Source organism: Kibdelosporangium phytohabitans (genome assembly GCF_001302585.1).
GTDB classification, from domain to species: Bacteria; Actinomycetota; Actinomycetes; order Mycobacteriales; family Pseudonocardiaceae; genus Kibdelosporangium; species Kibdelosporangium phytohabitans.
Genome location: NZ_CP012752.1, coordinates 10,513,735 through 10,538,791 on the forward strand (window position 1 = coordinate 10,513,735; position 25,057 = coordinate 10,538,791).

22 protein-coding genes and 1 pseudogene are annotated in these 25,057 nt (G+C 67.1%); 9 read left to right on the plus strand and 14 right to left on the minus strand.

All coding sequences use genetic code 11. From position 1 onward, the window contains the following. Nucleotides 1–6: 6 nt before the first annotated feature. Nucleotides 7–825 carry a hypothetical protein gene (locus AOZ06_RS46955; protein ID WP_054295295.1) on the plus strand — a complete coding sequence of 273 codons (819 nt, stop codon included), beginning with the start codon at nt 7–9 and terminating at the stop codon, nt 823–825. Here AOZ06_RS46955 and AOZ06_RS59450 read toward each other — a convergent pair. Further along, a pseudogene (locus AOZ06_RS59450) lies at nt 822–1,502 on the minus strand (response regulator). The gene AOZ06_RS46955 and the pseudogene AOZ06_RS59450 overlap by 4 nt on opposite strands. A 126-nt stretch (nt 1,503–1,628) precedes the next feature. Between AOZ06_RS59450 and AOZ06_RS58665 the strand changes: the two are divergent. Continuing rightward, nucleotides 1,629–1,904: a multicopper oxidase domain-containing protein gene (locus tag AOZ06_RS58665; RefSeq protein WP_179950787.1), complete on the plus strand. Its 276-nt coding sequence runs from the start codon at nt 1,629–1,631 to the stop codon at nt 1,902–1,904. 152 nt (nt 1,905–2,056) lie between these two features. Here the strand turns inward: AOZ06_RS58665 and AOZ06_RS46970 are convergent, their stop codons facing one another. Next, a complete protein-coding gene (locus AOZ06_RS46970) occupies nt 2,057–2,737 on the minus strand; it encodes a class I SAM-dependent DNA methyltransferase (RefSeq protein ID WP_054295298.1) in 681 nt (226 codons plus the stop codon). 68 nt (nt 2,738–2,805) lie between these two features. Here AOZ06_RS46970 and AOZ06_RS46975 point away from each other — a divergent pair, with 68 nt between their 5' ends. After that, entirely contained in the window at nt 2,806–3,972 is a 1,167-nt protein-coding gene (locus tag AOZ06_RS46975; protein WP_236951965.1) for a cytochrome P450, read from the plus strand. On the opposite strand, the gene AOZ06_RS46980 is transcribed toward AOZ06_RS46975, so the two are convergent. From AOZ06_RS46980 to AOZ06_RS46995, 4 genes are all read right to left on the minus strand, one after another. Then, complete coding sequence (locus AOZ06_RS46980) at nt 3,969–5,120, minus strand: vWA domain-containing protein (RefSeq protein WP_083472401.1); 1,152 nt, start codon at nt 5,118–5,120, stop codon at nt 3,969–3,971. The genes AOZ06_RS46975 and AOZ06_RS46980 overlap by 4 nt on opposite strands. Continuing rightward, entirely contained in the window at nt 5,117–6,289 is a 1,173-nt protein-coding gene (locus AOZ06_RS46985; protein WP_054295300.1) for an AAA family ATPase, read from the minus strand. Before AOZ06_RS46985 ends, AOZ06_RS46980 begins: the two co-directional genes overlap by 4 nt. 16 nt (nt 6,290–6,305) lie before the next feature. Further along, complete coding sequence (locus AOZ06_RS46990) at nt 6,306–7,526, minus strand: ankyrin repeat domain-containing protein (protein WP_054295301.1); 1,221 nt, start codon at nt 7,524–7,526, stop codon at nt 6,306–6,308. 794 nt (nt 7,527–8,320) lie between these two features. Beyond that, complete coding sequence (locus AOZ06_RS46995) at nt 8,321–9,295, minus strand: helix-turn-helix transcriptional regulator (RefSeq protein WP_054295302.1); 975 nt, start codon at nt 9,293–9,295, stop codon at nt 8,321–8,323. 115 nt (nt 9,296–9,410) lie between these two features. Here AOZ06_RS46995 and AOZ06_RS47000 point away from each other — a divergent pair, with 115 nt between their 5' ends. Both AOZ06_RS47000 and AOZ06_RS55535 read left to right on the plus strand, forming a co-directional pair. Then, nucleotides 9,411–9,806, plus strand: a complete 396-nt coding sequence (locus AOZ06_RS47000) for a RidA family protein (protein ID WP_054295303.1) — start codon at nt 9,411–9,413, stop codon at nt 9,804–9,806. A 73-nt stretch (nt 9,807–9,879) separates the two neighbouring features. After that, nucleotides 9,880–10,353 (plus strand): DUF488 domain-containing protein, encoded by a 474-nt coding sequence (locus AOZ06_RS55535; protein WP_236951966.1) that lies wholly within the window; start codon nt 9,880–9,882, stop codon nt 10,351–10,353. A 1,212-nt stretch (nt 10,354–11,565) separates the two neighbouring features. Here AOZ06_RS55535 and AOZ06_RS47010 read toward each other — a convergent pair. The 5 genes from AOZ06_RS47010 to AOZ06_RS47030 form a co-directional block, all read right to left on the minus strand. Beyond that, nucleotides 11,566–13,947 carry an ABC transporter permease gene (locus tag AOZ06_RS47010; RefSeq protein WP_054295305.1) on the minus strand — a complete coding sequence of 794 codons (2,382 nt, stop codon included), beginning with the start codon at nt 13,945–13,947 and terminating at the stop codon, nt 11,566–11,568. Continuing rightward, nucleotides 13,944–14,705 carry an ABC transporter ATP-binding protein gene (locus AOZ06_RS47015; protein ID WP_054295306.1) on the minus strand — a complete coding sequence of 254 codons (762 nt, stop codon included), beginning with the start codon at nt 14,703–14,705 and terminating at the stop codon, nt 13,944–13,946. Before AOZ06_RS47015 ends, AOZ06_RS47010 begins: the two co-directional genes overlap by 4 nt. A 52-nt stretch (nt 14,706–14,757) precedes the next feature. Continuing rightward, on the minus strand, nt 14,758–15,201 hold the full coding sequence (locus AOZ06_RS47020; RefSeq protein WP_054295307.1) for an SRPBCC family protein: 444 nt from the start codon (nt 15,199–15,201) through the stop codon (nt 14,758–14,760). 51 nt (nt 15,202–15,252) lie between these two features. Then, entirely contained in the window at nt 15,253–16,680 is a 1,428-nt protein-coding gene (locus AOZ06_RS47025; RefSeq protein WP_054295308.1) for an alpha/beta hydrolase, read from the minus strand. A 71-nt stretch (nt 16,681–16,751) separates the two neighbouring features. Then, nucleotides 16,752–17,384: a class I SAM-dependent DNA methyltransferase gene (locus AOZ06_RS47030; RefSeq protein WP_054295309.1), complete on the minus strand. Its 633-nt coding sequence runs from the start codon at nt 17,382–17,384 to the stop codon at nt 16,752–16,754. A gap of 77 nt (nt 17,385–17,461) precedes the next feature. On the opposite strand from AOZ06_RS47030, the gene AOZ06_RS47035 reads away from it, so the two are divergent. From AOZ06_RS47035 to AOZ06_RS47055, 3 genes are all read left to right on the plus strand, one after another. Continuing rightward, the gene (locus AOZ06_RS47035) at nt 17,462–18,514 is read left to right on the plus strand and encodes a sensor histidine kinase (RefSeq protein WP_054295310.1); all 1,053 of its coding nucleotides are present in this window, start codon (nt 17,462–17,464) and stop codon (nt 18,512–18,514) included. 1,974 nt (nt 18,515–20,488) lie between these two features. Continuing rightward, nucleotides 20,489–21,145 (plus strand): response regulator, encoded by a 657-nt coding sequence (locus AOZ06_RS47050; RefSeq protein ID WP_054297437.1) that lies wholly within the window; start codon nt 20,489–20,491, stop codon nt 21,143–21,145. A 15-nt stretch (nt 21,146–21,160) separates the two neighbouring features. Beyond that, nucleotides 21,161–21,754: a GNAT family N-acetyltransferase gene (locus AOZ06_RS47055; protein ID WP_054295313.1), complete on the plus strand. Its 594-nt coding sequence runs from the start codon at nt 21,161–21,163 to the stop codon at nt 21,752–21,754. On the opposite strand, the gene AOZ06_RS47060 is transcribed toward AOZ06_RS47055, so the two are convergent. The 3 genes from AOZ06_RS47060 to AOZ06_RS47070 form a co-directional block, all read right to left on the minus strand. Then, the gene (locus AOZ06_RS47060) at nt 21,723–23,048 is read right to left on the minus strand and encodes a lipase family protein (RefSeq protein WP_157233631.1); all 1,326 of its coding nucleotides are present in this window, start codon (nt 23,046–23,048) and stop codon (nt 21,723–21,725) included. The genes AOZ06_RS47055 and AOZ06_RS47060 overlap by 32 nt on opposite strands. Before the next feature lie 161 nt (nt 23,049–23,209). Continuing rightward, the gene (locus tag AOZ06_RS47065) at nt 23,210–23,986 is read right to left on the minus strand and encodes a class I SAM-dependent methyltransferase (RefSeq protein ID WP_054295315.1); all 777 of its coding nucleotides are present in this window, start codon (nt 23,984–23,986) and stop codon (nt 23,210–23,212) included. 62 nt (nt 23,987–24,048) lie between these two features. Further along, nucleotides 24,049–24,654 (minus strand): HD domain-containing protein, encoded by a 606-nt coding sequence (locus AOZ06_RS47070; RefSeq protein ID WP_054295316.1) that lies wholly within the window; start codon nt 24,652–24,654, stop codon nt 24,049–24,051. A 21-nt stretch (nt 24,655–24,675) separates the two neighbouring features. Between AOZ06_RS47070 and AOZ06_RS47075 the strand changes: the two genes are divergently transcribed. Next, entirely contained in the window at nt 24,676–24,921 is a 246-nt protein-coding gene (locus AOZ06_RS47075) for a hypothetical protein (protein ID WP_054295317.1), read from the plus strand. Nucleotides 24,922–25,057 lie beyond the last annotated feature (136 nt).

Here is a 25,057-nt window from a genome sequence, read left to right on the forward strand (position 1 = left end):
CAGGCCATGCCCATCGGCGTCAACTTCCTCACGCTGCTCCTGATCGTGGCCGGGATCATCGCGGCCATCGTGGCCGTCGTGGTCAGCCAGAACAAGCGGAAACGGCCGCCAGGCGGATACCCGCCGCCGCCCGGTTACGGCCCGCCTGGATACAGCCCGCCCGGATATCCACCGCAGGGCTACGCGCCGCCTGGTCAGCCGCCCTACCCGCCGCCGCAGGGCCAATACCCACCGCAGGGCCAGTTCGCGCCGCAGCCCGGCTACCCGCCGCCGGCCGCACCGCCCCCACCTCCGCCCCCGCCTGCGCCGCAGCCGCCGGTCGGCATGCCACCGGGCTACCAGCCGCAGCCGCAGGACCAAGCTGTGACGGCGGCCAACGGCTACCAATTGCTGCTACCGCAGTTCGCGCCCGGTCAAGCGGCCATCATCAGCATCGCCGTGGTGGCACAGGGCAAGGTGTACTTCCGTGCCATGCCCAACGGGACCGGGGTTTTCGGTGGCGGCCTCGACATCATCAGCGGACGGCGGCAAGGCGCTGAGGACGTGCTCACCAGCGTGCGGCGGATCCTGGCCGAGGAGACCGGCGGCTGGACAGGCCGTCCACTGGCGACGGTCGGCCACGCGCAGTGGGATCTGGGCGCGGGCCAGGAGAACGAGGTCTGCTATTCCGTACTGCTGGACATCGCGCCCGGTGCCCCGCTGCCTGCCGTCGGGATGACCACGTGGGCGTCCCGCGAGGACTTGGGGACACTGCGTGATCTGGGGACACGGGCTCCGGTCGCGTGCGACTTCGCCTCGCACGCCCTGTCGTCGGCAGGCGTCTAGGGCCGCACAAGGCCGGTTTCGTAGGCGAGGAACACGAGTTGGGCACGGTCGCGTGCACCGAGTTCGGCGGTCGCCCTGTGGATGTGTGTCCGGGCGGTGGCCGGGCTCATGAGCAGGCGGCGGCCGATCTCCTCGTTGCTCAGGCCGCCGGCGCCATCACTTCACGTTCACGCCCGGTCAAACCTGCCCTGGTCGGCTGGGGCGGGCCGGTGCCCGACGAACTGGGCGATCAACCGCTTGGTCGCTCCCGGTGACAGCAGCGCCTCGCCTCCGGCCATCACACGCACGGCTGTGCGCAGGTCGGCCGGTTCGATGTCCTTGACCAGGAACCCGCTCGCGCCGGCACGCAGTGCTTCGGCGATGTAGTCGTCGAGTTCGAACGTGGTCAGCACGATCACCCGCGTGTCCGCCAGCCGCGGATCACCGACCAGCTGCCTGGTCGCCTCGATGCCGTCCAGCACCAGCCGGACGTCCATCAGCACACGACGTCCGGCGAGTCGGCGACGAGCAGGTCTCCGCGTTCGGCGGCAGGACACGGTGGAACGCAGACGGATCCAGCCGGGAACGCCCGTGCTGGTCAGGCTGACCACCACCAGCGTCAATCCCGGTGCCGACGCCACGTCGACCGAGTTCCTGCTCAGCGGTACACCGTTCCGGGTCACCGCGATCGACGGCACCCCCTTGACCGAACCGACCGAACTCCGGGACACCAGGCTGGAACTGGCCGACGGCGGCCGGTACGACCTGTCCTTCACCATGCCCGACGGCCCGGTCCGGCTGGTGGACCTGAACGCGCCGGACGCGTGGCTGCTGCTCGAACCGGACGACGGCGGTCCGGTGCCCCGCTCCCCGCGGACACGCCGACGTTGCTCGTGCGGGAGAACGAGATCATCCGGACCACGCTGGTCAACCGGGGTCACGAGGTGCATCCGATGCACCTGCACGGGCATCACGCGCTCGTGCTGTCCCGCAACGGCCTCCCGGCCACTGGGAGTCCATGGTGGACGGACACGCTCGACATCCGGCCGGGTGAGGTTTTCGAGGTCGCGTTCGTCGCGGACAACCCGGAATCCGGATGACCACTGCTACAAACTCGGACACGCACGCAACGGCATGGTGGTGCACCGCTCGTACGAAGGCATGACCAGCCCGTACCACGTCGGCCGCAAGAGCGGGAACCAACCGGAATGACGTTGCGTGTTCACCCATTCGGCCGCACGAGGTGCGCCGGTCAGGCGTCGGGCATCGGGCCGACTGCGTGCGCGAGCAGGCACGCCTGCGGCCATTTGCTGCCTTCGGACAGCAGTTGAGCGGTGACGGTGAGCCCCGCCTCGGTGAGCAGCTCCGCGACGCGGTCGGGCTGCAGCAGATATGCGTCGTAGGAAACCGGGTGGCCGTAGGAGGTTTCCGGGCATAAGTGCTCGTCACCGACGTGGAACCCGATGAGCACGTGCCCGCCGGGCGCGAGTGTGCGCTGGAACTCCGCGAACACCACCGGCAGGCTTTCCGGTGGTGTGTGGAAGATCGACCACCACGCCACGATGCCCGCCAAGTGGTCGTCCGGCAGGTCGAGCGCGGTCATCGACCCGACCTCGAACCGCAGGTCGGGGTACGAGTGGCAGGCGATCTCGACCATCCGCGGGGACAGGTCGATCCCGAACGCGTCAAGGCCGAGGGAGGTCAGGTGCGCTGTGACGTGCCCGGGGCCGCAACCGAGGTCCGCGACCGGCCCGCCCCCGCAGTCGAGCACGATCTCCGAAAACGCTCCCAACATCGCTCTGCCCAACGGTTCCTGCGCGAAGAGCGTGGTGACAAGTTTGGTGTAGTCCTCGGCGACGGTGTCGTATGAGTCACGGGTCGCGGCAAGGTATGCGGGCTCGCTCACGGCCGGGAACCCTATCGGTTGACACATCCGGCGGCTGGCGAACTGGTAAGACTCGATCGATGATTGTCGTCGGCGGGACAGGAAAAGGAGAGACGGTGGCTGCGAACGTGCGCAAGGTCGACCGGGGTGAGGCCGGAAGCGACTGTCCTGTCCAGCGCAATCCCGATGGGACATGGCAGATCAACGGCTACTCGGCCGGACGCGCGTTCCTGCGCGAACACGCCACGGTGCAAGCAGGTCTCGGCGTCGAGACGGTCGAGAACTTCCCGGCGAAGATCCGCAGGCCGGTGCTGTACCGGGACGGCAAGGAGCACCGGGAACACCGCAAACAGACAGCGCGGTTCTTCACGCCACGGCGTGTCGACGAGTCCTACCGTTCGGTGATGGAACGAGTCGCGGACGCCCAGATCGCCTTGCTGCGCAACGGCGACGCGGTCCAACTGGCCGACATGAGCTTCCAGCTCGCGGTGGACGTGACGTGTGCGGTGATCGGCCTGACCGAGAGCAAACCTGGGATCAAACGACGACTGGACCGGTTCTTCCCCGAGGAGTTCGGCAGTCCCGGCTTCACCAGCCTCAGCGGGCTCTACTGGACGTGGCGCCAGCTCAGCGGCTGGTCGTCGATCTACTTCAACGACGTCCGGCCCGCTGTGCGAGTCCGCAAGGCCGGACGCAGGGACGACCTGATCTCGCACCTGCTCGACGAAGGCTGCAGCGCGGCGGAGATCCTCGGTGAATGCCTGACTTTCGCGGCGGCCGGAATGGTCACCACGCGCGAGTTCATCGTGATGGCCGCGTGGCACATGTTCACCGACGACGACCTGCGGGCGCGTTACGTGGCCGTCGATGAACCGAACCGGTTGCTGATCCTGCACGAGGTGCTGCGCCTGGAACCCGTGCTCGGTCACCTGAAGCGGCGGACGACTGAGGACATCAAGGTGGACACGGTGACCGTGCCCGCGGGCGCCACCGTGCGCATCCACATCGACCACGCCAACCTGGACACCGCGGTGGTCGGCGAAGAACCTCTGGCCCTGTGTCCCGGTCGTGCCATGGGCGACGGCGGCAGCACCACTGGTCTGTCCTTTGGGGATGGTCCGCACAAGTGCCCGGGGTCGCACGTCGCGATGCTGGAGACGGACATCTTCCTGCACAGGCTGTTCTCGCTGGACAACGTGCGGATGGTCGATCCGCCGCGGATCGCGTTCAAGGAGGAGATCGCCGGGTACGAGCTGCGGGGCATGCGAGTCGCCGCGGGCTAACGGATGTACACCGCCTCAACCCAAGCAGGCGGTTGCGGCGGCGTCTTGCCGACGAGTCCCGCGATGACCCGGCACGCGGGATTCTCGTCCGGCCAAGGCGTGTACCCGTCGGTCAGCACGATGACGACCTGCGGCCGGTCCGGCATGGACAGTGCGGTCCGGATGCCGACGCGCATGTCGGTCCCGCCACCGCCTGCCAACTCGATGTCGGCCGTCTTGGTCACGCGTGCGACCGTGTGCACGTCGGCGTCGCACGCCAGCACAGTGACCCGGTTGCCGCGGATCCCCACTTCCGCGAGAACGCCCTCGACTTCCGACAGCGCCGCGTTCACCTCGGCTTCGCCCATGGAACCCGAGGTGTCGATCACGATCGCGACCCGCGGCAACGGGCGCCGCAACCCAGGCAACACAACGCCGGCCATCGCCGTCGCTCTGCGGGATGGACGCCGATAGGTGTAGTCCAACGCGCCGCTGGCCCAAGCGACCGCTTCGCGAACGGCGCCGGCCAGCACGGCACGCCAGTCGACCACCGGCTCCAGCAGCTGGTCGGCCCACCGTTTCCAGCCGGCCGGGAGCTTGCCCCGGGCACGTCCGTGCGCACGGATCGCCTCGGCGGTCTGCCGCCGGATCGCCTCCGCCTCGACCGGGCTGACGTTGTGCCCGTCCTGCGACTCCCACGGCACAGCGTGGCCGTGCGCGCCCGACCCGCAGTCGTGGTTCATCGGGGTCGGCGGGATGTGCGGCAGGTACTCCTCGAACAGCTTGCCGTCGGGCTGGCCGAAGTCGCCGGGCACTACCCGGAAGCCCGGCAACGGGATGCCGTCGGCGACCAGGTCGTCGTTGATCTCGCAGTCCTGCGCGAGGTTGGTCCGGTGGTGGTCGGTCGTGGCCAACCGCCCGGCACGGCCGTGGTGGTCGCGCAACAGGTGCGCGACCTCGTGCATCCACACCCCCGCCAGCTCGTCGACCGGTGTCCGCTCCACGAATGCAGGTGAGACGTAGCACCGCCAGTGCTTGTCCACGCCCATGGTCGGCACCCGCTCACTGGACACAATGGACAGTGCATACATCGCGGAGGCGAGGTACGGCCGCATCGACGCGGCCCGGTAACGAGCGGCGAGCAGCTTGTTGCGGTCAAGCGGAATCATCGCAACGCACCGGACAGCTCCAGCAAGTCCAGAAACGCCTCGATACCGCTGGGCACCGGCCACTCCGGCTCACGCATCACCGCGAGATCAGTCGCCGCCCTCGCCGCGACATCCGGCACTCCTGCCTCCACGGCCTTGGCCAGCACGACCCACCCGGCTTCCCACCGCTCCCGCGTCGGCCTGGCCTGCACGGCCGCCACCACCGCAGTCAGGAACGCCAACTGCCTGTCCCCGCGGTCCGGCAACGCGAACCGCTCAGGGTCAGCCAGTACGTGGTTCGGGTCAGGGAGATCGAGCTCTTCCAGGTAGGACAGGAATTCGACACCGGCGCCGTCCCCGACCGCCCCGACCAACGCGGTCGCCAACGGTTCCCGCCCGGCGTCGCACGCGTAACCGGCCGCCAGCAGCCGCAACGCCATCTCCCACGTCCGCGGCGACGGCCAGGCCCGGCCCCGAGCCTCCGCGTCCGCCGGAAGGTGATGCACCAACCCCGGCCGTGCGGTGAGAAACCCGGCGACGGCACCACGCGCCTTCGCAACCGCGGTGGAAATCTTGCCCGTGTCCACCACGGGAATGGTCAACGCGGGCCACGTGCCCGCCATCCCGCGCGCGACGACGCTCGCGTCATACGTCCAGTCCAGGTGCACGAACCGGTTGGCCAACGGCGGGCTCAGGTGCCAGCCGTCCGCCGCACTCGACGGCGGGTTGGCCGCGGCGACCACCCGTACCGGCTCAGGCAGCCGCAGGCTTCCCACCTGGCGTTCGAGAACCACCCGGAGGAGGGCGGCCTGAACAGCGGGCGGGGCCGAGGACAGCTCGTCGAAGAACACCAGCCCGTTGCCCGACCTGGCCAGCCGGACCGCCCAGTCCGGCGGCGCCATGGCCACGCCGGAGTTCGCCGGGTCGGCACCGACCACCGGCAGCCCGGCGAAGTCCGATGGCTCGTGCACGCTCGCGATCACGGTTTCCAGCTGAACGCCGAGACCGGTCGCGAGCTGCCGCATCCCGGCGGACTTGCCGATCCCCGGCTCGCCCCACAGCAGGACGGGGAGGTTGGCCGACACAGCGAGCGCCAGCGCCTCCAGCTGCGTACTTGCCCCGGTCTCGGTCCGCGTCGCCATGACGCGGGCGGTCAGCTGGTCGGCAGCTTCGAATCCATGCACACTCATCGTCTCACCGGTCTCGCTACCCGAACAGGAATCTCAGGTCGCCGCGGGCGTTGCGCTCGAGCCGCTGCGCCAGGCTGATCTTGTGCTCGTCCATCACGTCAGGGCGTGCTCCAGCCTCGAGAAGGGCACGCACCACCGCCGCTGACCCACCATCGCTGACCGCCGTGTACAGCGGGGTGCGCTGCGCGTGGTCGACGGCCTCAAGGTCAAGGCCCATGTCGAGCAGCCGTCGCAGCAGCAGGTCGTGGTCAAGCAGGTGGATGTAGTGCAGCAGGCCGCGTTTGCCGCTGTCCCGCACCCGGACGTCGATACCGGCGTCGAGCAGCTCGATCAGGCCGCCCGTGTCGCCGTGCCGGGCCCGGCCGAAGATCTCCTTGCGAAGGGCGCGCAGCTGCTTGGGCAACTTGCCGCCGTTGGCCCAGGCCGTCCGAACGACGTAGCAGCCCGACGCGGCACCGCCGAGGGCCTGTAACGCCTGCTCACGCCGGTGTTCCTGCTCGGCGTGCGGGCCACTGAGGACACCGTCGCGCGGCTCGACGACGTGCCACTCGCCCCGGCAGCGCACCCTGACCGGCGTGATCTCGTAGCGCGGTTGAGTTTCGGCCGCCGGCAGGTCGGGGAAAAGCGACTCGCGAACAAGCGGATGCAGTTCATGGGCCTTGAGCAAACCGGCCCGGACAAGATCGAGATCCGGCAGCCGGCAGGAAATGGAATGCGGCAACTTCGCCGCCTGTCCGGTCTCCTGCCCGTTCGCCCGCCGGAGAACAGGAACACCACTGCTGACGTCGACGAGGTTGGGGCGGCCGTAGTAGCCGGACGGGAAACTGAAAACCTCCCGCCCGTCCCACGCCGCCAGCCTGCGGACCTCATCGGCGAAGGTCGTGAAGACGAAAGGCCACGTCCGCAACAGCCCGAGGCTGTCCCATTCACTGGACTGCGGCCACCGGGGATGCTGGGCGACTTGCTTTTCCACTCGCAGACCGGCGGCAGCGAAAACCTCACCGAACTCGCCACGCTCCTGCAAAACCGTCAACCACTCGGTACGCGCAGCAGGGTCGCTGTGCCCAGGGTCAGCAGTGGGCAGGGCAGCAAGCGTGCCGTCGGTGTTGAAGTACGGCGCCCGCTCGCCACCTCCACAGCGAACACGCAGCGTCGGAGCCTGCCTGCTGTCCCAGAGGTACCGACTGGTGGCCCAGCTCCACGAGTGGTCACTGTCGGCGACGCTGCCGACCTCCAACCGAAAGCGCTGAGGCCCCTCGGCCGAGCCCGGAGTCCGCAGGTAAAGCGAAGGACCGACACGGTCACCATAACTCGCGAGAACAATTTTGCAGTTCGGCTGAGCGGTGTCAGAACCACCACCGGAACGAGGCAGGTGCCACCGGGCCAAATCCGGAACGAAAAAGGCGAGATCCTCCTGCAGCAGAGCGGCAACCTCGGCGCCGAAATCCCGGGCGACACCCGCAAGGGAAAAGTGGACGTCAACCCTGGCAGCGACACAGGCCCCATGCCAATCCCCAGCGGCTCGCCGGGAAGCAGCAGCGGAAACCATGGAGGGAGGAACCCCGAACCGCCGTCCCCGAGCCCAAGCGCTCAACGACTCGGAACCGAATGAAGCCTCCATCCCCACTCCAGAAAAGAAAGTCCACCCGCAGCGAAATCCGGCGAGCAGAGCCCAGAACCTGCCACCTGAAACCTAGCAGCCCGGCCAACCCATTTCCCACCACGCCACCAGCCAAGACCACGGTCGAGCTCTTCTCGTACCCGACGATCACCGGCAAGTCGCAACAACCAGCCGCCGTCCCGGCTCAGACATCAGCTCTGCTCACACCTACCAACCAACGCCTCCGGACGTGGTTCGAGCTCAAAGGCACCCGGCCGACACGCCAGCCTGGGGTCCTGCTCAATCGGTTTCCGCGCTGCCGCCCCCGGTATCGAGTCGAGAATGTGCACGCTGATCTGCAACCAGGGCGCGCCGCGGGCTGGCGTTGTCCCTGCCGGTCCGCATCGGGTCGACGGCGGCGTGGAGAAAGGTCAGGGCGACATTTCGTAGCGGGCGGCGATCGCGATGGCCCGGTTGTGCAGAGCGGTGCGCAGTGACTGTGGCGTCAGGGCTTCCGCGTCGGTGGCGAGCTGCCAGAGTGCCCATACGGCGTGCCGCGCGTCCTGGAAGGTCACCTCGAGGCGGAGCCAGCCGTCCGGGTCGGGTTCTTCGGCGCGGATGGCCAGTGCGGTGTTCGCCAGCTCTTCGCGCCGTGCCGGGTTCACCCGTACCTGGACGGTGAGGTGGTCGCCGCCGGAGAGGAACTGCGCGCGGCGTTCTCGCCAGACGCGGTCCAGGTCGACCCGGTGTGGCCGCTGTGCCGGTTCGGGGAGTTCCTCGGCTGCCAGGACCCGAGACAGCCGGTAGGTGCGGTCCGCGCCGGACCTGGTGGCCAGCAAGTAGCCCTTGTCACGCACGGTGACCAGGCCGATCGGGTCCACTGTGCGCCATTGTGGCGCCTGATTCGTGGCCGCGTAGTGGATGCGCAGCTTGTGTCCGGTGAGGACCGCGCGCCGGACCTCGACCATCGTGGAGTCAGGCACCTCCTCGGTGACCAGCCGACGTGAGAGCAGGTCAGTCTCCGGTTCGATGAGCAACCGCTGGACCGCTTCGCTCGCGGTGGCCACATGGCCTTCGGGCAGCGCGTCGACCACCTTGCGCATGGCTGAGGCGAGCGCCGAACTGAGACCGAACGCCTCCTCACCGCGTCCCGACCCGGCAGCCAGCAGGGCGATGGCCTCGTCGTGGTTCAGTCCGGTGAGCTCGGTCCGGAAACCGGGCAGCAACGCGAACCCGCCGTGCCGACCGCGTTCGGCGTAAACCGGAACGCCCGCCGCGGACAGCGCGTCGATGTCGCGCAGCACGGTACGAGTGGACACCTCCAGCTCACGAGCCAGCTCGGTCGCGGTCAGCCGTCCGCGCCGGCGCAGCAACAGCACCAGGGAGACCAACCGATCAGCGCGCACCCGAAAACTTTACGTGAATACACGACACAAGATGTCGTGATTAGGCGTGAATCTGGTCCCCACGGCGCCCACAGGCGGCCGTGATCTCGATGGATCGAATGGAGCTGATGGGGCAGTGGAGCGAACGGCGGTCAACCCGTGGACGTGGTCGGCGGAGCTGGGGTACAACCAGGGCGAGGTCGTCTCTGGGCACACCCGGACCCTGTACTGCTCGGGGCAGACCGCGATGAGCGACGAGGGCAAACCCGAACACGCCGGTGACATGGCGGCACAGCTGGCGCTGAGCGTCCAGAACCTGGAGGCCGTCCTCGGGGAAGCAGGGATGTCCCTCGCCAACCTCGTGCGGCTCAACGTCTACACCACGGACGTCGACCTGCTGTTCCAGCACTACGGCGTGCTGGCAGCGCGGTTGGGCGCAGCCGGGGTGGCACCGACCACCACGATGCTCGGGGTGACAAGGCTGGCGATCCCCGACCTGATGGTCGAACTGGAAGGAACCGCCGTCGCCTGACAAAGCAGTACAGGTGAACACACGAGCAGCAGGCAGACGGGCAGGACGGGGAGGGCTTCTGGTGAGCAGAGTGGTGACAATCGGCGTCTACGGCTTCGACGGCGAGACCTTCCTGCAGGAACTCCGAAACGCGAACGTCTGCCTGCTGCTCGACGTACGCCAACGCCGAGGTGTCCGCGGACCGGAGTACGGCTGGGCGAACTCACTCCGGCTACAAGCAACCCTGGCCCAAGCAGGCATCGCATACGAGCACCACCGCGAACTCGCCCCAACGACAGAACTCCGCCAACTCCAATACGCCGAAGACGACCGCCAAGGAGTCGGCAAACGCACCCGCCGCGAACTCGCCGGCGAGTACACCCACCGCTACACAACAGAAATCCTCGACCACGCCAACCTCATAGCAACTGTCTCGACTTTACCCAGCACCGGGACCGTCGCCTTGCTATGCGTCGAACGGGATCCTGAGGCATGCCACCGTTCTTTGATCGCCCAACGATTGGCTGAACAGCACGGCCTCACAGTCAACCACCTTCGCCCCCACTGATCAACTGCACGACTGACGGCGACAACTGATTCGAGGCCTCACCGAGTTGAACGCGGCGTCATGCTCAGGTGCGGCTTTCGGCTTACCGCGAAAGGGAAATGCACCGGCACGCGTTTGGACGGGGTTCGGGGTAGAACCAGCGCCAGTCAGCGCGGTGGTTGGTGAGGGCTTCGCGTTCGACTGGTGGCAGGTGACCCAGGTGGACGTTGTTGTACCAGTCGGCCCATTCAGGAGCGTGAACTCGACCTCTGCGAGGATGGTGCACGGGCCGGCCGACGACCTCGGTCATGAACAATCCGACGGTCGACTCCGCCAGGGCGTTTTCGTGGGCGTCACCCACGGATTCGATCGACGCTGTGAGCCATTGCAGGGCAATGGATTGCTTGCAGCTTTGGACGTGTACCGACTGGCGTCCGAGTGGAAGACCAATCCCGGCGCTACTGGGCGCCCGTGGTGATCGCGTCGCCAGATCGCCATGGTGAGTGCCGTGGACACCGGCGCGACCGTCTTCGTACTGGAGGCGGTCCAGCCGACGACCCCGCAGGAATACGCGTCGATCACGTACGCCCATCCGGCCTGGGTGGGTACGTAGGTGAAGTCCACGACCCGACCTGGCCCGGCACGCCCGCACAGAAAACGCAGTTGAACTGGTCCGCGGCTCGGATGCCGTCGTTGCCGGGATCGTGGCACGCGGTCGATGGCTGCGTCTGGTCACGCCGCTGAGGACCAGCTCGCGCACAATCCGGCCCACCGCACAGAACGCCACGCTATGGCCCTGACGACGCAGACAGCGACGGCTCATTTCCCGGCGCCCGGACATCTGTCCCCGCTTGCCGCTGAGGGTGCGCAGGGTGGTTTTCACGCGGCCGTCGCTCGCGTCGCGTTGTGAGGGAGGCCGGTGACGGGCCTTACGGTAGATCCGAACGCGATCTGGATCCCATACGCACTGAGCGCACGGCAGATCGACTCAACGGCGTAGACCCGGCAGTACTGGTCGATGAACCGACGATCAGGAGTGTCGCGGGCCGAGCGCCCGCGCGAAAGCCGAAGCCAGCTTCAGGATCTCGGTGGACTGCTTCAGATCCCGGACTTCCTTGCGTAGCCGCAGCAACTCGTCCCCTCAGCCGACGGCAGATCGGACGCCACCTCCACCATCTGTGATGGGGATACAGCAAGGTCGTTGTGGTAGGGGTTGCCTCCGTATGTTGATTCTTACTCTGGAGTCAAGGCTGCGATGGGTGTTGAGCGGGCTGCGCGTCTGGCTGGCAGGACTGAGGAGATCACTCCCGCTATTACTGCTATGGCGGCGACTGTGGCTGTTTGGGGTAGGGACATCGCGAAGGTTGGTGCGGTGAAGTTGAGTTCCTTGCTGATTGCTTGGGTTCCTATCCAGCCGAAGAAGGTCCCTGCTGCGATGCCGACCGCTGTTCCGGCTGTGCTGAGGAGGACGGCTTCGATGGCCAGCATCGTTCGGAGGCTGCTGCGTTGCATGCCGAGTGCGCGGAGCAGGGCGGATTCCCTTGTGCGTTCCAGGACTGAGAGGCCGAGGGTGTTGCCGACGCCAGTCAGTGCGATCAGGACTGCCACTGCCAGGAGCATTGTGGTGAGCATCAGGAGGCGGTCCAGGAATTCGGCGTAGCCGGCCTTGGCTGACAGGCCGCCGCCGACCTCCGCGCCCGTGATGGGGGCGACTAATGCTCGAAGTTGGGAGCGCAGGCCTGTGATGTCCACGTTCGATGCCGTCGATGCCCATACTGTGCCCACCGCCGCAGCATTGTCTAGTTTGGACAGCATGGCGGACGAGACGATCAGTGTGTCCGCAGGCGCGAGGTAGTCGCTTTTTGCTGGGAGTGTGGCTGATCCTGTCTTGCCGGTCAGTGTTACTGACGTCAGCTTCAGGTACGGGTCGGCGAGTACCTGGTTGTCGTTGACTCCCGGCACGCCGAGGATGCGCAGATTTTTTCCGTTGGCGTCTACTCGAGTTGACCGGAGTTCCCGGATGCTTGTGATGCCAGGTATCGCCGCTATCTTCTGGGCCGTACCTGGTGGTAGTGCACCGTCGAAGAGTGAGACCGTGACGTCTACGGGGAACCGGTGACTGAGGTTGGCGGTTGCTGTTGCCTTCATGCTCGCCGCGCCCACCTGCAAGGTGACGACGATACCCACCGCGACAATCAAGGCAGCACCGGTCGCTGCTGCCCTGCCTGGGTTGCGGGTCGTGTTGTTCGCGGCGAGGCGGGCTGTCGGGCCGAGGCGGGCCAGCAGCCCAGTCGCCGCGTTCAGCAGGACAGGGAGGTAGACGCCTGTTGCCGCGAGCAGGCCGACCGCGAACACCAGCAATCCGGCGACGGACAGCAGCAACGCGAACGGTGTATCGCCTGTGCCAAGCCAGATACCTGCCAGCCCAGTCAGCATCAGGATGGCTGAGAGCACGGCACGTGTCCTTGAAGTGCGGCGCTCGGTCTGCCTGTCCGCGACCGGACGGAGCGCTTCCAGTGGCGGGATCCTGATCGCGCGGCGAGCTGGGACGACGACCGACAACACCGCCAGCACCACGCCGACCAGCGCGACAGCCGCCACCTGTCCGGCCGGGACCGTGAGCACCTGGCCCAGGTGATACGCCACGATCGCGGACACGCCGATACCGAGCACCAGTCCGAGCGTCGAGCCGATCAGGCCGATCGCGGTGGCCTCGACGAAGAGCCCCCACCTGATCTGCGCGTTGCTGGCGCCCAGTGCCCTGAGCAGGCCGATCTGCCTGCGCCGCTGGGTGACCAGGATGAGGAACGTGTTGACGATCATGATTCCGCCGACCAGCAACGCGATCGCTCCGAACACCAGCAGGAGCAGTTGGAAGAGGAACACTCCGTTGGTCTGCTCGCTCATCTTGCGTTGCGTGAACGCCGAGGATGTCTCCACCCTGTTCCCGCCCGCGACCTGCTCGATCCGCTCGGCCAAGCGCTCAGGCCCGGCTGCCCCCGTCCCGATCACGAGGATCTCGGTCTGCAGCGACGTCCGGATGGATGCCGACCCGGTGTAGAAGGCCGGCGCCACGAACGAGCTCTGCGCAAGGCCCGACAGCAGCGAATCGCCTTCGTTGGTCAGTCCGGTCACTCGGAGCGTCGCCGAGGAATTGGCGTCGTTGATCGTGATCTCAGCGCCGACAGCCAGGTTCAGCTGCTTGGCGGTCACTGTTCCGAGCGCGATCTCGTCCGGCCCCTGTGGCCAGGCTCCTTGTGCCAGGTCCGTCCAGCGCAATGCCGGATTGTCCGGCACGGACTGCTGCTGCACCCATTCCGACGATCCGGTCACCCGGCCTCGCGACAGATAGCTGAGGTCCGCCGACGCGACACCGTCGATTCCACGCACCCGCTGCAGCAGCGCCGGATCGTCGGCGGTCAGGGTGACCACCACGTCGGCCTTGGCTGTCCGGGCGATCACACTTCTGTCCATTGTGGCGCTCTCGCTGGCCAGTACCGTCGCAGACGCCGCCAGGTACCCGACGCTGATCATGATGGCCAGCACGACCGCGACGATCCGCCGGGGATTCGCCCGCACCTCCGCCAGCGCCATGCGCACCGCGATCGTCCTCATGACACCAGGCTCCGCATCGCGCTCAGCACCGAGTCCGGCGTCGGGCCGCCGATGTCACCGACTATGCGGCCGTCGCTGAGCACCAGCGCGCGATCCGCGAACGCCGCCGCGAGCGGGTCGTGGGTGACCATCACGATGGTCTGGCCGAGGTCACGGCACGACGTGCGCAGGAACGACAGCAGTGTGGACGCCGTCGCTGAGTCGAGCGCGCCTGTCGGTTCGTCGGCGAACAACACGTCGGGTCTGGTCACCAGTGCGCGGGCGATCGCCACCCGCTGCTGCTGGCCACCGGACAGTTCGCTGGGGCGGTGGTGCAGGCGGTCATGGACCCCCAACGAGCGGACCACTGTGGACAACAAGTCCCTGTCCGCCTTCCGCCCGGCCAGGTCCAGCGGCAGCAGGATGTTGCGCAGCGCCGTCAGCGTCGGAACCAGGTTGAAGGACTGGAACACGAACCCGACGCGGTCACGACGCACCCTGGTCAGCTCGCGGTCCGGTAGCGCCGTGATCTCCTGCCCGCCGACGTGGACTTCGCCGCCGTCGGCCCGGTCGAGACCGGCGAGGCAATGCATCAGTGTCGACTTGCCGGACCCGGACGGTCCCATGATCGCGGTGAACGTGCCCGCAGGGAAATCCACGGTCACGCCTCGGAGGGCCGACACCGCTGTATCGCCCGCTCCGTATGTCTTCGTCAGGCTTTTCGCCGCCGCTGCGCTTTGCACGCCTTCGAAGCTACGGTTCGCCGACGTTTCGCACATCGGACCACGGTCCGGAGTTGTCTATGACCGTGGTCCGATGCCGGGTGTTCCGTCAGGAGGCCTCCACGGCCGCCTTGATGCGGTTGCCGAACGCCGGTCCGTCCTTGCGGAGCGCGATCAGCGCCAGTCCGACGAGGAGTCTGCCGACCCCGCTGCCCTCGAGGACGTTGAAGATCCGCAGCCGGGTCCTGGTGTCCGAGATGGACTCGAAGTCATAACCGCCATCGACCGCCATGACGAGGTTCTTGGTCTGCTCGGCCCAGCGGATCCGGCTGTTCTCGACCAGTTCGGTGATCTTGAACTCGCGCCGCGACTTCATCCCGGCGTCCTTGACCGTGCTGGTGAACACCGTTCCGACGGCTGTCGGCCCGTCCGGCGTCTTGTCGATCCGCAGCACCCGCGGGCTGAACTTCGGGTCGTTCGTGCCGTCGGCGAGGAACGCGAAGACCTCCGCGACCGGCCGATCGATCTCCACGGTCGCCTCGAACTGGCCCATGCTCGTCTCCTCAACGTGGTCCGGACTCGCGCGGCATCATCCCACCCGGTGTCAACGGGCGCAGTAGACGTCACCACCTGGTCGCTGACCCGTAACCAGGAACGCGGTCACCAGCCGGTCACCGCACACGCTGCCTTGCTGCAGGTAGACGCCGTGGCCGCCCGTGCTGACGGTCACCAGCACCGCCCGGTCACCGAGCGCACGCCGCGTCCGCTGCGCTCCGACCAGCGGTGTCGCCGGGTCACGGGCGCTCTGGACCATCAGGATGTTGCTCGGCCCGTCCGCCGAGACCCGGACCGGCTCGCCGGCGGGGAACGGCCAGAACGCACAAGGTGGGATGTTGGCGGCCATGCCCGCGGTCATCGGGTGCCGGGCGCGGGAACGCAGCACGTCCCGCTGGTAGACCTGGACCGATGTCGGCCACGCCACGTCGTTGCAGATCGTGGCGCCGGCCACGGCGGCGATGTTCTGCAGGACACTCTCCGGCGGAACAGGGACCTGCGGTGGGGCGCCGCCGGTCCGTGCCGCGTTCATGGTCTTCGCGATGATCGGGAATCCCGTGTCGGCGTTCATGCCGCGTATCACCGCTTCACGCAGCGTGTTCCCGTTGAACGAGCCGATCGGCGCACGGTCGAGCCGCGCGGCGAGTTCGAGGTACAACGGACGGACAGCGCCCGGCGTGTCGGCTACGCGGTCCGGGTTGTCCGGACGGCTCGCCCACGCGGCGAAGTCGGGGAAACGGTCTTCCACGCCGATCGCCTGGTTGGCCAACACCTTGCGCCACAGCACGTCCGGATCGAGTTCGTCGGTGCTGTCGAGCAGGACCCGGTCGGTGTTGCCGGGGTAGAGCGTGGCGTAGTAGGCGCCGACCGCGGTGCCGTACGAGTGCGCCCAGTACGAGATCTTCTTCTGTGCCAACGCCTTTCTGATCTGATCGAGGTCGTGGACCTCGTTGCGGGTGCTGATGTGCCGCAACAACGGTCCCGCGTTGCGAGCGCATGTGTCAGCCACTCGTTTGGCACGTGCGACGTTCTCGCTGATGTCGCCGTCAGGCCCGGGCCACTGGGTCAGGCTTCTGACGTCGTCCGAGGTCAGGCCGCAGCTGACCGGGTTGCTGCGACCGACTCCGCGCGGGTCGAAGCCGATGATGTCGTAACGGTCCCTGACCTCCTGCGGCAGACGGGCACCGAGCTTCCACGGCCTGTCCAAACCGGAATTGCCCGGCCCACCCGGGACGAGCAGCAGCACACCGCGCCTGACCTCCGGGCGTGCGGCTGGGATCCTCGAGACAGCAAGGGAAATGCGGTCCCCTGCCGGGTTGGCGTAGTCGACCGGGACGGACACGGTCGTGCATTCCTGCCCGAGGTCGACGGAATCGGGCGGGCACTCGCCCCAGTCGAGCGCCCCTGCCGCTGATGCCGCTGCCGGGACTGTCGCCAGCGCGGCGGCGGCGACCAGCACAGTCGCTAGTTTCCTCATGCCGCCAAGATTGGCGTCCGGCACTGGCCGGGACCATCATGCAAGCCGGACGAACAGCGGTGAGGACAGCCCTACTGCTTGCGTGCCAAGTAGTAGCCCTGCGGGCCTTTCTCGTTGGTGGACGCCGCCCGCTCCAGCCTGGCCACCTCGGTGAACCCCGCCTGTTCGGCGAGCTTCGCGACCCGGTCGACCGGCATCCAGTAGACGTCGAGGGACACGTCGTGACCGTACGCGTGCGACAAATGCCGACGTTCGTCACCGCTCTTGAACGCGAGCAGCAGCTGCCCGCCGGGTTCCAGCACCCGGAAGAACTCGGCGAACACGCCGGGCAGCTCGTCCTGCGGCAGGTGGATGATCGAATACCACGCGACCACGCCGCCCAGCGAGCCGTCCGCCAGGTCCAGCGCGGTCATCGAACCCACATCGAACCGCAGCCGCGGGTGCTCCCGCCGGGCCACTTCGATCATCTCGGGCGACAGGTCGATGCCGAAGACCGAAAGGCCCAGGTCGGCGAGGCGGGTGGTGATCCGGCCAGGACCACAGCCGATGTCGGCGACCGTGCCCTGCGCGCGCTCGGCGAACGCGGCCAGCATCGCCCGGTCGAACGGCATGCTGTCGTGCGCGTCCTTCAGCAGGTCGTGGTAGGAATCGGCGACGGTGTCATACGAGTTCCTGATCTCGGCCAAGTAGCTGGGTTCACTCACGGCCTAAGACCCTAGTCATAGGACGTTTGGGACCGTGGTCGGATGCGGAGAACCCCCAAAATGCCTAACGTGAAACCGTGCCCCCACGCCCATGGACCGCGGACACGGTCTGGGCGGCCACCCTGGCCGCCCTGAGCGTCTACTTCGCGTACCCCAATCCCGCCGGCTGCCTGCTGGCGTTGCCGTTGTGCGCGGCGCTGGCGGTCCGGCGCACCTGGCCGGTGGTCGCGCTCGTGGTCGGCGTCGTCTCCGCCGCCGCGCAGGCGGTGGTCCTGCCCCAGGTGAGCGTGTCGATCCTGGCCGTGCCGATCCTGGTCTACAGCCTGCGGCGGTGGTCAGGCCGGACACTGGGGTTGATCAGCCTGGGCATAGCGCTCGCCGGCGCGGTGGCCGGGCCGGTGATCTGGCTGCAAGGCGCGAGCCCGCGGGACATCGGCGTCACATCGCTCTGCTACGCGCTGGTGATCATCGTCGTGTACGGCGTCGGGCTGCGCGTACGTGAGCGGGAGGAGGCCGCGTTGGCGAACGCTCGTGCCGAAGCGGCCGAGGAACGTGCTGAGATCGCACGCGAGGTACACGACGTCGTGGCGCACTCGTTGTCGCTGATCGCGGTCCAGGCCGAGGGCGGGCGGTCGAAGGCGATGCGCGATCCGGCCAGCGCACCGGAAGTCCTCGGCGTCATCGCCGACGAATCGCGGCACGCGCTGGACGAGATCAGGGACATGATCACCGTGCTGCGCAAGGGCGGGATCTCCAGTGATCAACGCGGCGCGGCCGGGATACACGACCTCGTCGGACGGCTGGGTGATCGCGCCCGGCTCACGGTCGTCGGCGACGTCGGCCCGTCGCTGGGATTCACCATCTACCGCGTCGTCCAGGAAGCGCTGACCAACTTCCTGCGCCACGCAGGCCCTTCAGCGACAGTCACCGTGACCGTCGCAGTGGATGGTGACCAAGCCGAGGTCACGGTCCAGGACGACGGTCACGGCCCAGCGGCAGCAACCGACGGCAAGGGGCACGGCCTGACCACCATGCGCGAGCGCATCCAGGCACGCGGCGGCACCCTCACCGCCGGCCCACTGACACCCGTCGGCTACCAGGTCCGCGCGACCGTCCCGGTGATGTCATGAGGCCACACCCCAACTACTGCTCCGTCGAACCGCTAGTCCGCGACCCACCTCAGCGCGGCACCTTTACCCCCAGGTCCTCGGCGGCGCCGACGGATACAGGCACCCCTCCCAGCCACCAAGCACAAGAAAGGCCCAGGCACGCAGCAGCACCTTCACCACCGGCCCGATGACACTCGGCGGCTGCCAGGGCCGTACGACCGTCTCAATGAAGTCTTGAGGCCACGCCCCAACTACCGCTTCGTCGAACCGCTTGTCCGTGAACCACATTTACCACCAAGTCCTCGGTGGCACCGACGGATAAAGGCACTCCGCCCAGCAACGAAGCACAAGAAGGCCCAGGCACGCAGCAGCGCCCCTTACCACTGGCCGATGACACTCGGCGGCTACCAGGTCGGCGCGACCGTCCCGGTGATGTCATGAGCCCACACCCCCACTACGGCTTCACCGACAAGTCTTTCAGCGAAACCACCTTTGAAGGGGTACCTCTACCGCCAAGCGCTGACCGCACTCGCCCACGGCGACGAACACCACCACGTGCGAGGTCCGGGGACATAAAGGGACACGCGCTGGGCAGCGTACGCGCCGCGCAGGCTCAAGGAGCTACAGCTACCGATCGGCAGCGCGGTGATCGCCCGGCCACCATGCACAAGCACGTCCCCGCCTGCTGTGGCATCCTCACCATCCGCCCAATCGCAACCCCGTTGCTACCCGGCCCATGCGCCGTCCCAGTGACATCATGACGCCACAAGCCAAACCATTACGAACACCGGCCACACTCACACCGGCCGGTCCTTCGGCAGAACCATTTCAGAGTGGCCCTGCCACTACACCGTCGGCAATGTCCACTGACGACCACGGGCAGCGCCCCGCCTCGGCCACTGCGCAGGAGCGAATCGAGGGCGCCACAGCATCCTCACTGCAGGCCCGATCACCGCCGGTGGCTACCAACTCCACGCAACCGTACCTGTGACGCCACAAAGCAAACTACGAAACACTGGCCACACCGGCATTGGCCAGTCGCCTGGCAGAAACCGCCTCGGGTCCGCCTTTCCGCGAGGAGTCCTCGGCGGTTTCACCGATGGCAACCGGCACCGACCGGGCCGCCGTGGACGAGCGAACCCACGCGCGCGGTGGTGCCCTTACCGCTGGCCCGATGACAGCTGGTTGCCGCCGGGTCCACTCGACCGCTGGTGATGTGCATTCTATGTTGTGGCATAACGCAAGCCGAGTCACGTGTGTGGACGGATTCTGCGGTGGGTCGAGGCGAGCATCCGTTGCCGTACGGTTTGACAACTTCCGGCATGCCTCGCTCACGCCAAGCGATGCCCAGCACTGGGCGCACGGGAAGGTTCGGTGTCCGGCTGCTCGCGGGGCGTTGTGCAATAGGGGTGTCTTGAGGTTGCGTCGGGACGACTCCGCCTGTGGCTGGTCACGTTGGGGCGCTGGCACTGGCTGGTGCGAGCGCTTCCCTGGCGACAGGGACGATCGCCTTTGCACTCGGCCTGTGGCGGCAACGGTTTGGTGGAGTCGCGCTTGTTGATGTCGACGATGGTCTCTTTTGGGTGCTTCAGGCACGGTTTGCACGCTTTGGTCGCGGGCCTCGAGGATCTATGGCGGTGGGGCATCGTCAGTGATCCGTTGGGCGTCGTTGATGGTCCGTCGGACGCCTTGGATGGTTGGCTAACCATGATTCGTGGCCGCTGAACATCATTCGTGGACTGTTGAACATCGTTGGTGATCGGTGGGACACCGTGGATGGCTGGCCGGACATCATTCGTGGCCGGTTGGGCGTCTTGGTGGTCGGTTGGCCGTTCTCGGTGGTCGGTGGGGGCCCTTGGTAGTTGGTCAGGCGTCCTCGGTGGTTGTTAGGCGTTCTCAGTGGTTGGTCATCCGTCCTTGGTGGTCGGTTGGACGTCCTTGGTGGTTGGTTGGATACTGTTGATCGTCGGTCGAACGTCGTTGGTGGTTGGTTTCATGAGTGTTTCGGTTTTTCTTGTCGATGATCAGCGGTTGGTTCGGGCTGGTTTTCAGATGATGATCGAGTCCGATCCGGGTCTGCGGGTTGTCGGGGAGGCTGGGGATGGGGCTTCCGCTGTCGAGGCGCTCCGGTCGGTCGATGCTGATGTTGTGCTGATGGATGTGCGGATGCCGGTGATGGACGGGGTGCGGGCCACTGCTGCTCTCGCTGAGATCGGGCATCCGGCCAAGGTGCTCATCCTCACCACTTTTGATCTGGACGAGTATGTCTTCGCTGCCCTCAAGGCTGGGGCTGCTGGGTTTTTGCTCAAGGACGCGCGTCAGGAGGAGTTGCTGTCCGCCATCCACGCTGTCGCTGATGGTGGATCGGTTGTCGCGCCGACTGCGACGCGGCGGCTGCTCGCCCATGTGCTCGAATCGCTTCCTGGCCGGACTGCTGATCCTCGGGTGAAGGAGCTCACCGGGCGGGAGGTCGATGTGTTGCGGCAGATCGCGACTGGCGCGAGCAACAAGGAGATCGCCGATCACCTCAGCATGGCTGATGGCACGCTCAAGACCCACATCGGCAATCTTCTGTCCAAGCTCGACTGCCGGGACCGGGTTGGCCTTGTGCTGTTCGCGTTCGAAACTGGTTTGGCAAAGCTGCCGTCCTAGCGGTGTGATCGTGGCGTGACATCGATCTGGACGGGCGAGCGGGTTCGGTTGCGTGGCATCGAGCCCAGCGACTGGGAGGCGTTTCGGCGGTTCGACGAGAACTCCGCGGACATGCGGGCCGCTGACATGATGTATCCGCCCCGCTCCGCTGAGGGGTACCGGCGGTGGACGGAGGAACAGTCCACTCGTGACCCCGAGGGTGAAGAGTTCATGCTGGCCATCGAGGCGAACGGCGTCCTGGTCGGCTCCCTTTCGACGAGCGGGACCGACCGGCTCGCGGGGAGGTTCAGCTACGGCGTCAGCGTCGGCGACGAGCACAAGCGGCGTGGATACGCCAGCGAGGCCGTCGTCCTGCTGATGGCGTACATGTTCGCTGAACGGCGCTATCACAAGTGTGAGATCAGCATCTACTCAGTGAACGAGCCGTCCATCCGTTTGCACGAAGAACTCGGCTTCGTCACCGAGGGGCGGCTGCGTGACCACGTGTTCTTCGCGGGCACGCACCAGGATCTGGTCGTGCTCGGCATGACCGCCCAGGAGTTCTGGGCACGCCATGCCGAGCGGACGTCCACGGTCCTCAGGCCGAGTGCGGGAACGACGGGTTGTTGAGGAAGCCGTTGATCACGCCGATCAGGAAGGCAGGCACCTGGCTGAGAGCTTCCGGTGTGAGCAGTGTCGAGGCGACGGTGTTTGTGCTGCATCCGGCGGGTGCGGGCTTGCCGGTCAGGTGTTCGGTCAGCCAGCCCAACGCGGCGGGGGCGCCGGTGGCGGCCAGTGAACCGTGCACGCTGATCAGGTCACGCACGTACGTGACGGATGTGCCTGCGGCGCAGTATCGGGGCACCACCTGGTCGGAGCTGGCGATGGGAACGAGTTCGTCGTTGACGGCGTGGTACACGAACAGTGGCGCCGTCGGGGTGCGCTGCCCGAGGTTGAGGGTGGCGAGTGCCTCGCGGATGTCCGGCTGGGCGAAGACCTCCCGGATCGGCATCGTGAAGTACTGGTCGAAGTTGCGGAACGGGTACTGCAGCACGTTGGCCGCGACGCACTGGGTGGTGGAGTGCGCCAGCAGGTCACGACCGGCCGGAGTGAGGTACTTGTCCTGGAGCGGGCCGAACGCGGGGTCGGAGCGGATCACTCCCGGCAGCACGGATGGCAGCAGGCCGGAAGCCGCGCCACCGTTGATCTTGACAGCGGTCTCGGCGAGATCGGTCACGTAGCCACCGACAGCGGCACCGCGGACGGCGAGTTCGGGCGCGTAGGTCGGCTGAAGCTCGGCGGCCCATCCCGACGCCAACGAACCGCCCGAATAGCCCCAGATACCCACTGGAGTCGAGGCGCCCGGCAGCCCGAGTTCGGCGAACTGTTCGGCCGCGCGTACGCCGTCGAGGACGGCGTAACCGGGTTGACGGGCGGCGCCGAACTGGCTGCCAGGTCCTTCGTAGTCCGGAATGGACACCGCGAATCCGTTGCCCGCGGCGGCGTCGGCGAGCAGGATTTCCAGGTTGCCGGTGATCCCGTCAATCGGGTTGCCTGCCTGGATCGCGTGTGAGGGCGCACAGTGGGCAGCTGACGAGTCCTGCGCGATCTGGTACGACACCAGGCCGCGCGGGGCGCCTCCCGCAGGGCGCAGGACCGTTGTCACTGTTGCCATGGGCACGCCGGATCGGCTGGTGGTGCGGTACAGCAGCTGCCACGCTTTGACTTTCTGCGGCAACAGGGACAGCGCGGCTGTCTGCACTGGACGTGACCGCAGGATCGTGCCCGGCGCGGTGTCGCCGTATCCAGTCGGCGGCGTGTAGAAGTCGTCCGCCACGGGTGCGGCAACGGCTGGAACCGCTGTGAAGCCAACGAACATCGCACCGGCGACCGCCACGGCGCGCATCCAACGAGTGGTTCTCAACGCATTCTCCTACCAGCCGGACACTACGACGCGTGCCATGATGCTCACAGTGCGTGGCAGGAGCAATGGCTGGCTACGGTCAATGCCTCATCCGGGGGATGACCGATTTCCATTCACCACAACGTGAATTCGAAGATCGCCTGTGCCGATGCGTACGTCGATCAGCCTCGGCAGAGGATCTCGCCATGCAGGATGGCGAACCAGCCGTCGGGCGCGGCGACCCATTCACGCCAGCCGTCGGAGATCCGCTCCAGGTCGGCGCGGGTGGCGTAGCCGTACGAGATCGCGTGCTCGGCGATCTGGGTCTGCACGATACGGTCGGCCCACATCCCGCCCCACCATTCGCGTTCCTCTGCCGTGGCGTAACACCAGACAGATCCGCTGCCGACGACCTCCTCGAAACCGGCAGCCCGTGCCCAGGACAACAGTCTGCGGCCCGCGTCGGGTTCGCCGCCGTTGTGCCGCGCGACTTTCCGGTAGAGCGTCAGCCATTCGTCGAGCGCGGGCACCTCCGGGTACCACACGAACCCGGCGTAGTCGGAATCTCGCGCGGCCACAGTGCCTTTGCTGACACGGCGCATCTCCTTGAGCGCGGCGACCGGATCGTGCACGTGTTGCAGCACCTGGTGTGCGTGCACGACGTCGAACGTGTTGTCCGCGTACGGCAAGGCGTGCACATCCGCGACGTCGAAGCGGACGTTGGGCTGCTTCACGAAGTCGCGGGCGAGCGCGAGAGCCTCCGACGACGGCTCGATCGCTGTCACTCGCCCGACCAGCCCGGCCAGGTCCGCGGTGATCGTCCCGGGGCCGCAGCCGACGTCCAAAAGGGACATGCCAGTGGTCAGGTGCGGCAGCAGGTACGCAGCCGAGTTCGCGACCGTCCTGGTCCGGTGTGACCGGAGGACGGCTTCATGGTGTCCATGGGTGTAGGTCGGCACCTCCCCAACGGTAACCTTCAGTCCCGCGGATTGGGAGAGTCATCTCATATTTTGAACAGCACTCATTCCAGCCGGGAGAGCTCCCTGCGCAGGTTGACGCGGGCTTGCGAGTCCCAGCGGGCCTTTCCGGCGGCCGTGCGGAAGAGGCCGGGCCGGTCGAGCAGGTTTCGCAGTACCGCGGCCCGGCCGTGCCGCCACGCGTCGTCCGGAACGGCGGAATACTCTTCCCGGACCGCGATGGCGTACTCGTCGTAGGCCTCCGGGTCCGCGCCGAGGATCGACAGGTCCGCGTCGAGCAGAATGTGCGCGAGTTCGTCGTCGGACTGGTGACCGAGCGTCGCCAGCACGAGTTCTTCGACTTTCCCGATGTGGTTCTCCGCCACTCCGGCGGCGGTCAGGTGCCGCCTGGCCCACTCGGCGCTGGCGCGCTCGTCGTCGCCTGGCTTGGCGTCGTAGACGACGTCGTGCGCGCAGATCGCCAGCGCCAGGACTGCCCAGTCTTCCGCTGACACGTCGGCGATCGCGCGTGCTTCACGCAGCACGGCGGTCACGTGGTCGGCGTTGTGGTACGCGCGGTGTGGTTCGCCGTAGCGCCGCGTCAGCTCCTGCGCCGCGTCGGTCGCCTTGCCGTCGAGCACCTCGACAGCCTGATTCCACTGTTCTTCCACAACACCAGGTTAGGGCTTGAGTTGACCGCGGGCGGGGTTCCTGGCCTGGTTCCGGCGACGCTGGTACCCACTTTCGAATTCACCAACTGGCTGCGACAAACGCACATCACGGTGCCTGGCTGCTCGGCCATCATCACTCTGGGCGGGACCCGGGTCCTGGACTATCCAGGTCTGTGGCGTGGTCGACTGGCCGATCGCCGCCTGGAGCGGCGGCCGGGTGATCCGGGCATCCTGCTGGCCGCCGACGCCGGTCACGACAGCCCCTGATCCGGGCGTCCCGCTGGACAACCCAACCCAGCGGCCCGCCCCACGCTGCGACGTCGAGCACCAGCAATCGAAAACCCAGCACTGGCAATAAAACGGCGACCAGCGACCCACGACCTCGCCGAACAGGGCAAAACTC

Bases quoted from the DNA above. Each gene is read 5' to 3' on its own strand.
- AOZ06_RS46970 (WP_054295298.1), bottom strand. From the start codon at position 2,737: ATGTGTCAACCGATAGGGTTCCCGGCCGTGAGCGAGCCCGCATACCTT.
- AOZ06_RS47015 (WP_054295306.1), bottom strand. From the start codon at position 14,705: ATGTGCGAAACGTCGGCGAACCGTAGCTTCGAAGGCGTGCAAAGCGCA.
- AOZ06_RS46980 (WP_083472401.1), bottom strand. From the start codon at position 5,120: ATGATTCCGCTTGACCGCAACAAGCTGCTCGCCGCTCGTTACCGGGCC.
- AOZ06_RS47025 (WP_054295308.1), bottom strand. From the start codon at position 16,680: ATGAGGAAACTAGCGACTGTGCTGGTCGCCGCCGCCGCGCTGGCGACA.
- AOZ06_RS47010 (WP_054295305.1), bottom strand. From the start codon at position 13,947: ATGAGGACGATCGCGGTGCGCATGGCGCTGGCGGAGGTGCGGGCGAAT.
- AOZ06_RS46955 (WP_054295295.1), top strand. From the start codon at position 7: ATGCCCATCGGCGTCAACTTCCTCACGCTGCTCCTGATCGTGGCCGGG.
- AOZ06_RS47050 (WP_054297437.1), top strand. From the start codon at position 20,489: ATGAGTGTTTCGGTTTTTCTTGTCGATGATCAGCGGTTGGTTCGGGCT.
- AOZ06_RS46985 (WP_054295300.1), bottom strand. From the start codon at position 6,289: ATGAGTGTGCATGGATTCGAAGCTGCCGACCAGCTGACCGCCCGCGTC.
- AOZ06_RS47020 (WP_054295307.1), bottom strand. From the start codon at position 15,201: ATGGGCCAGTTCGAGGCGACCGTGGAGATCGATCGGCCGGTCGCGGAG.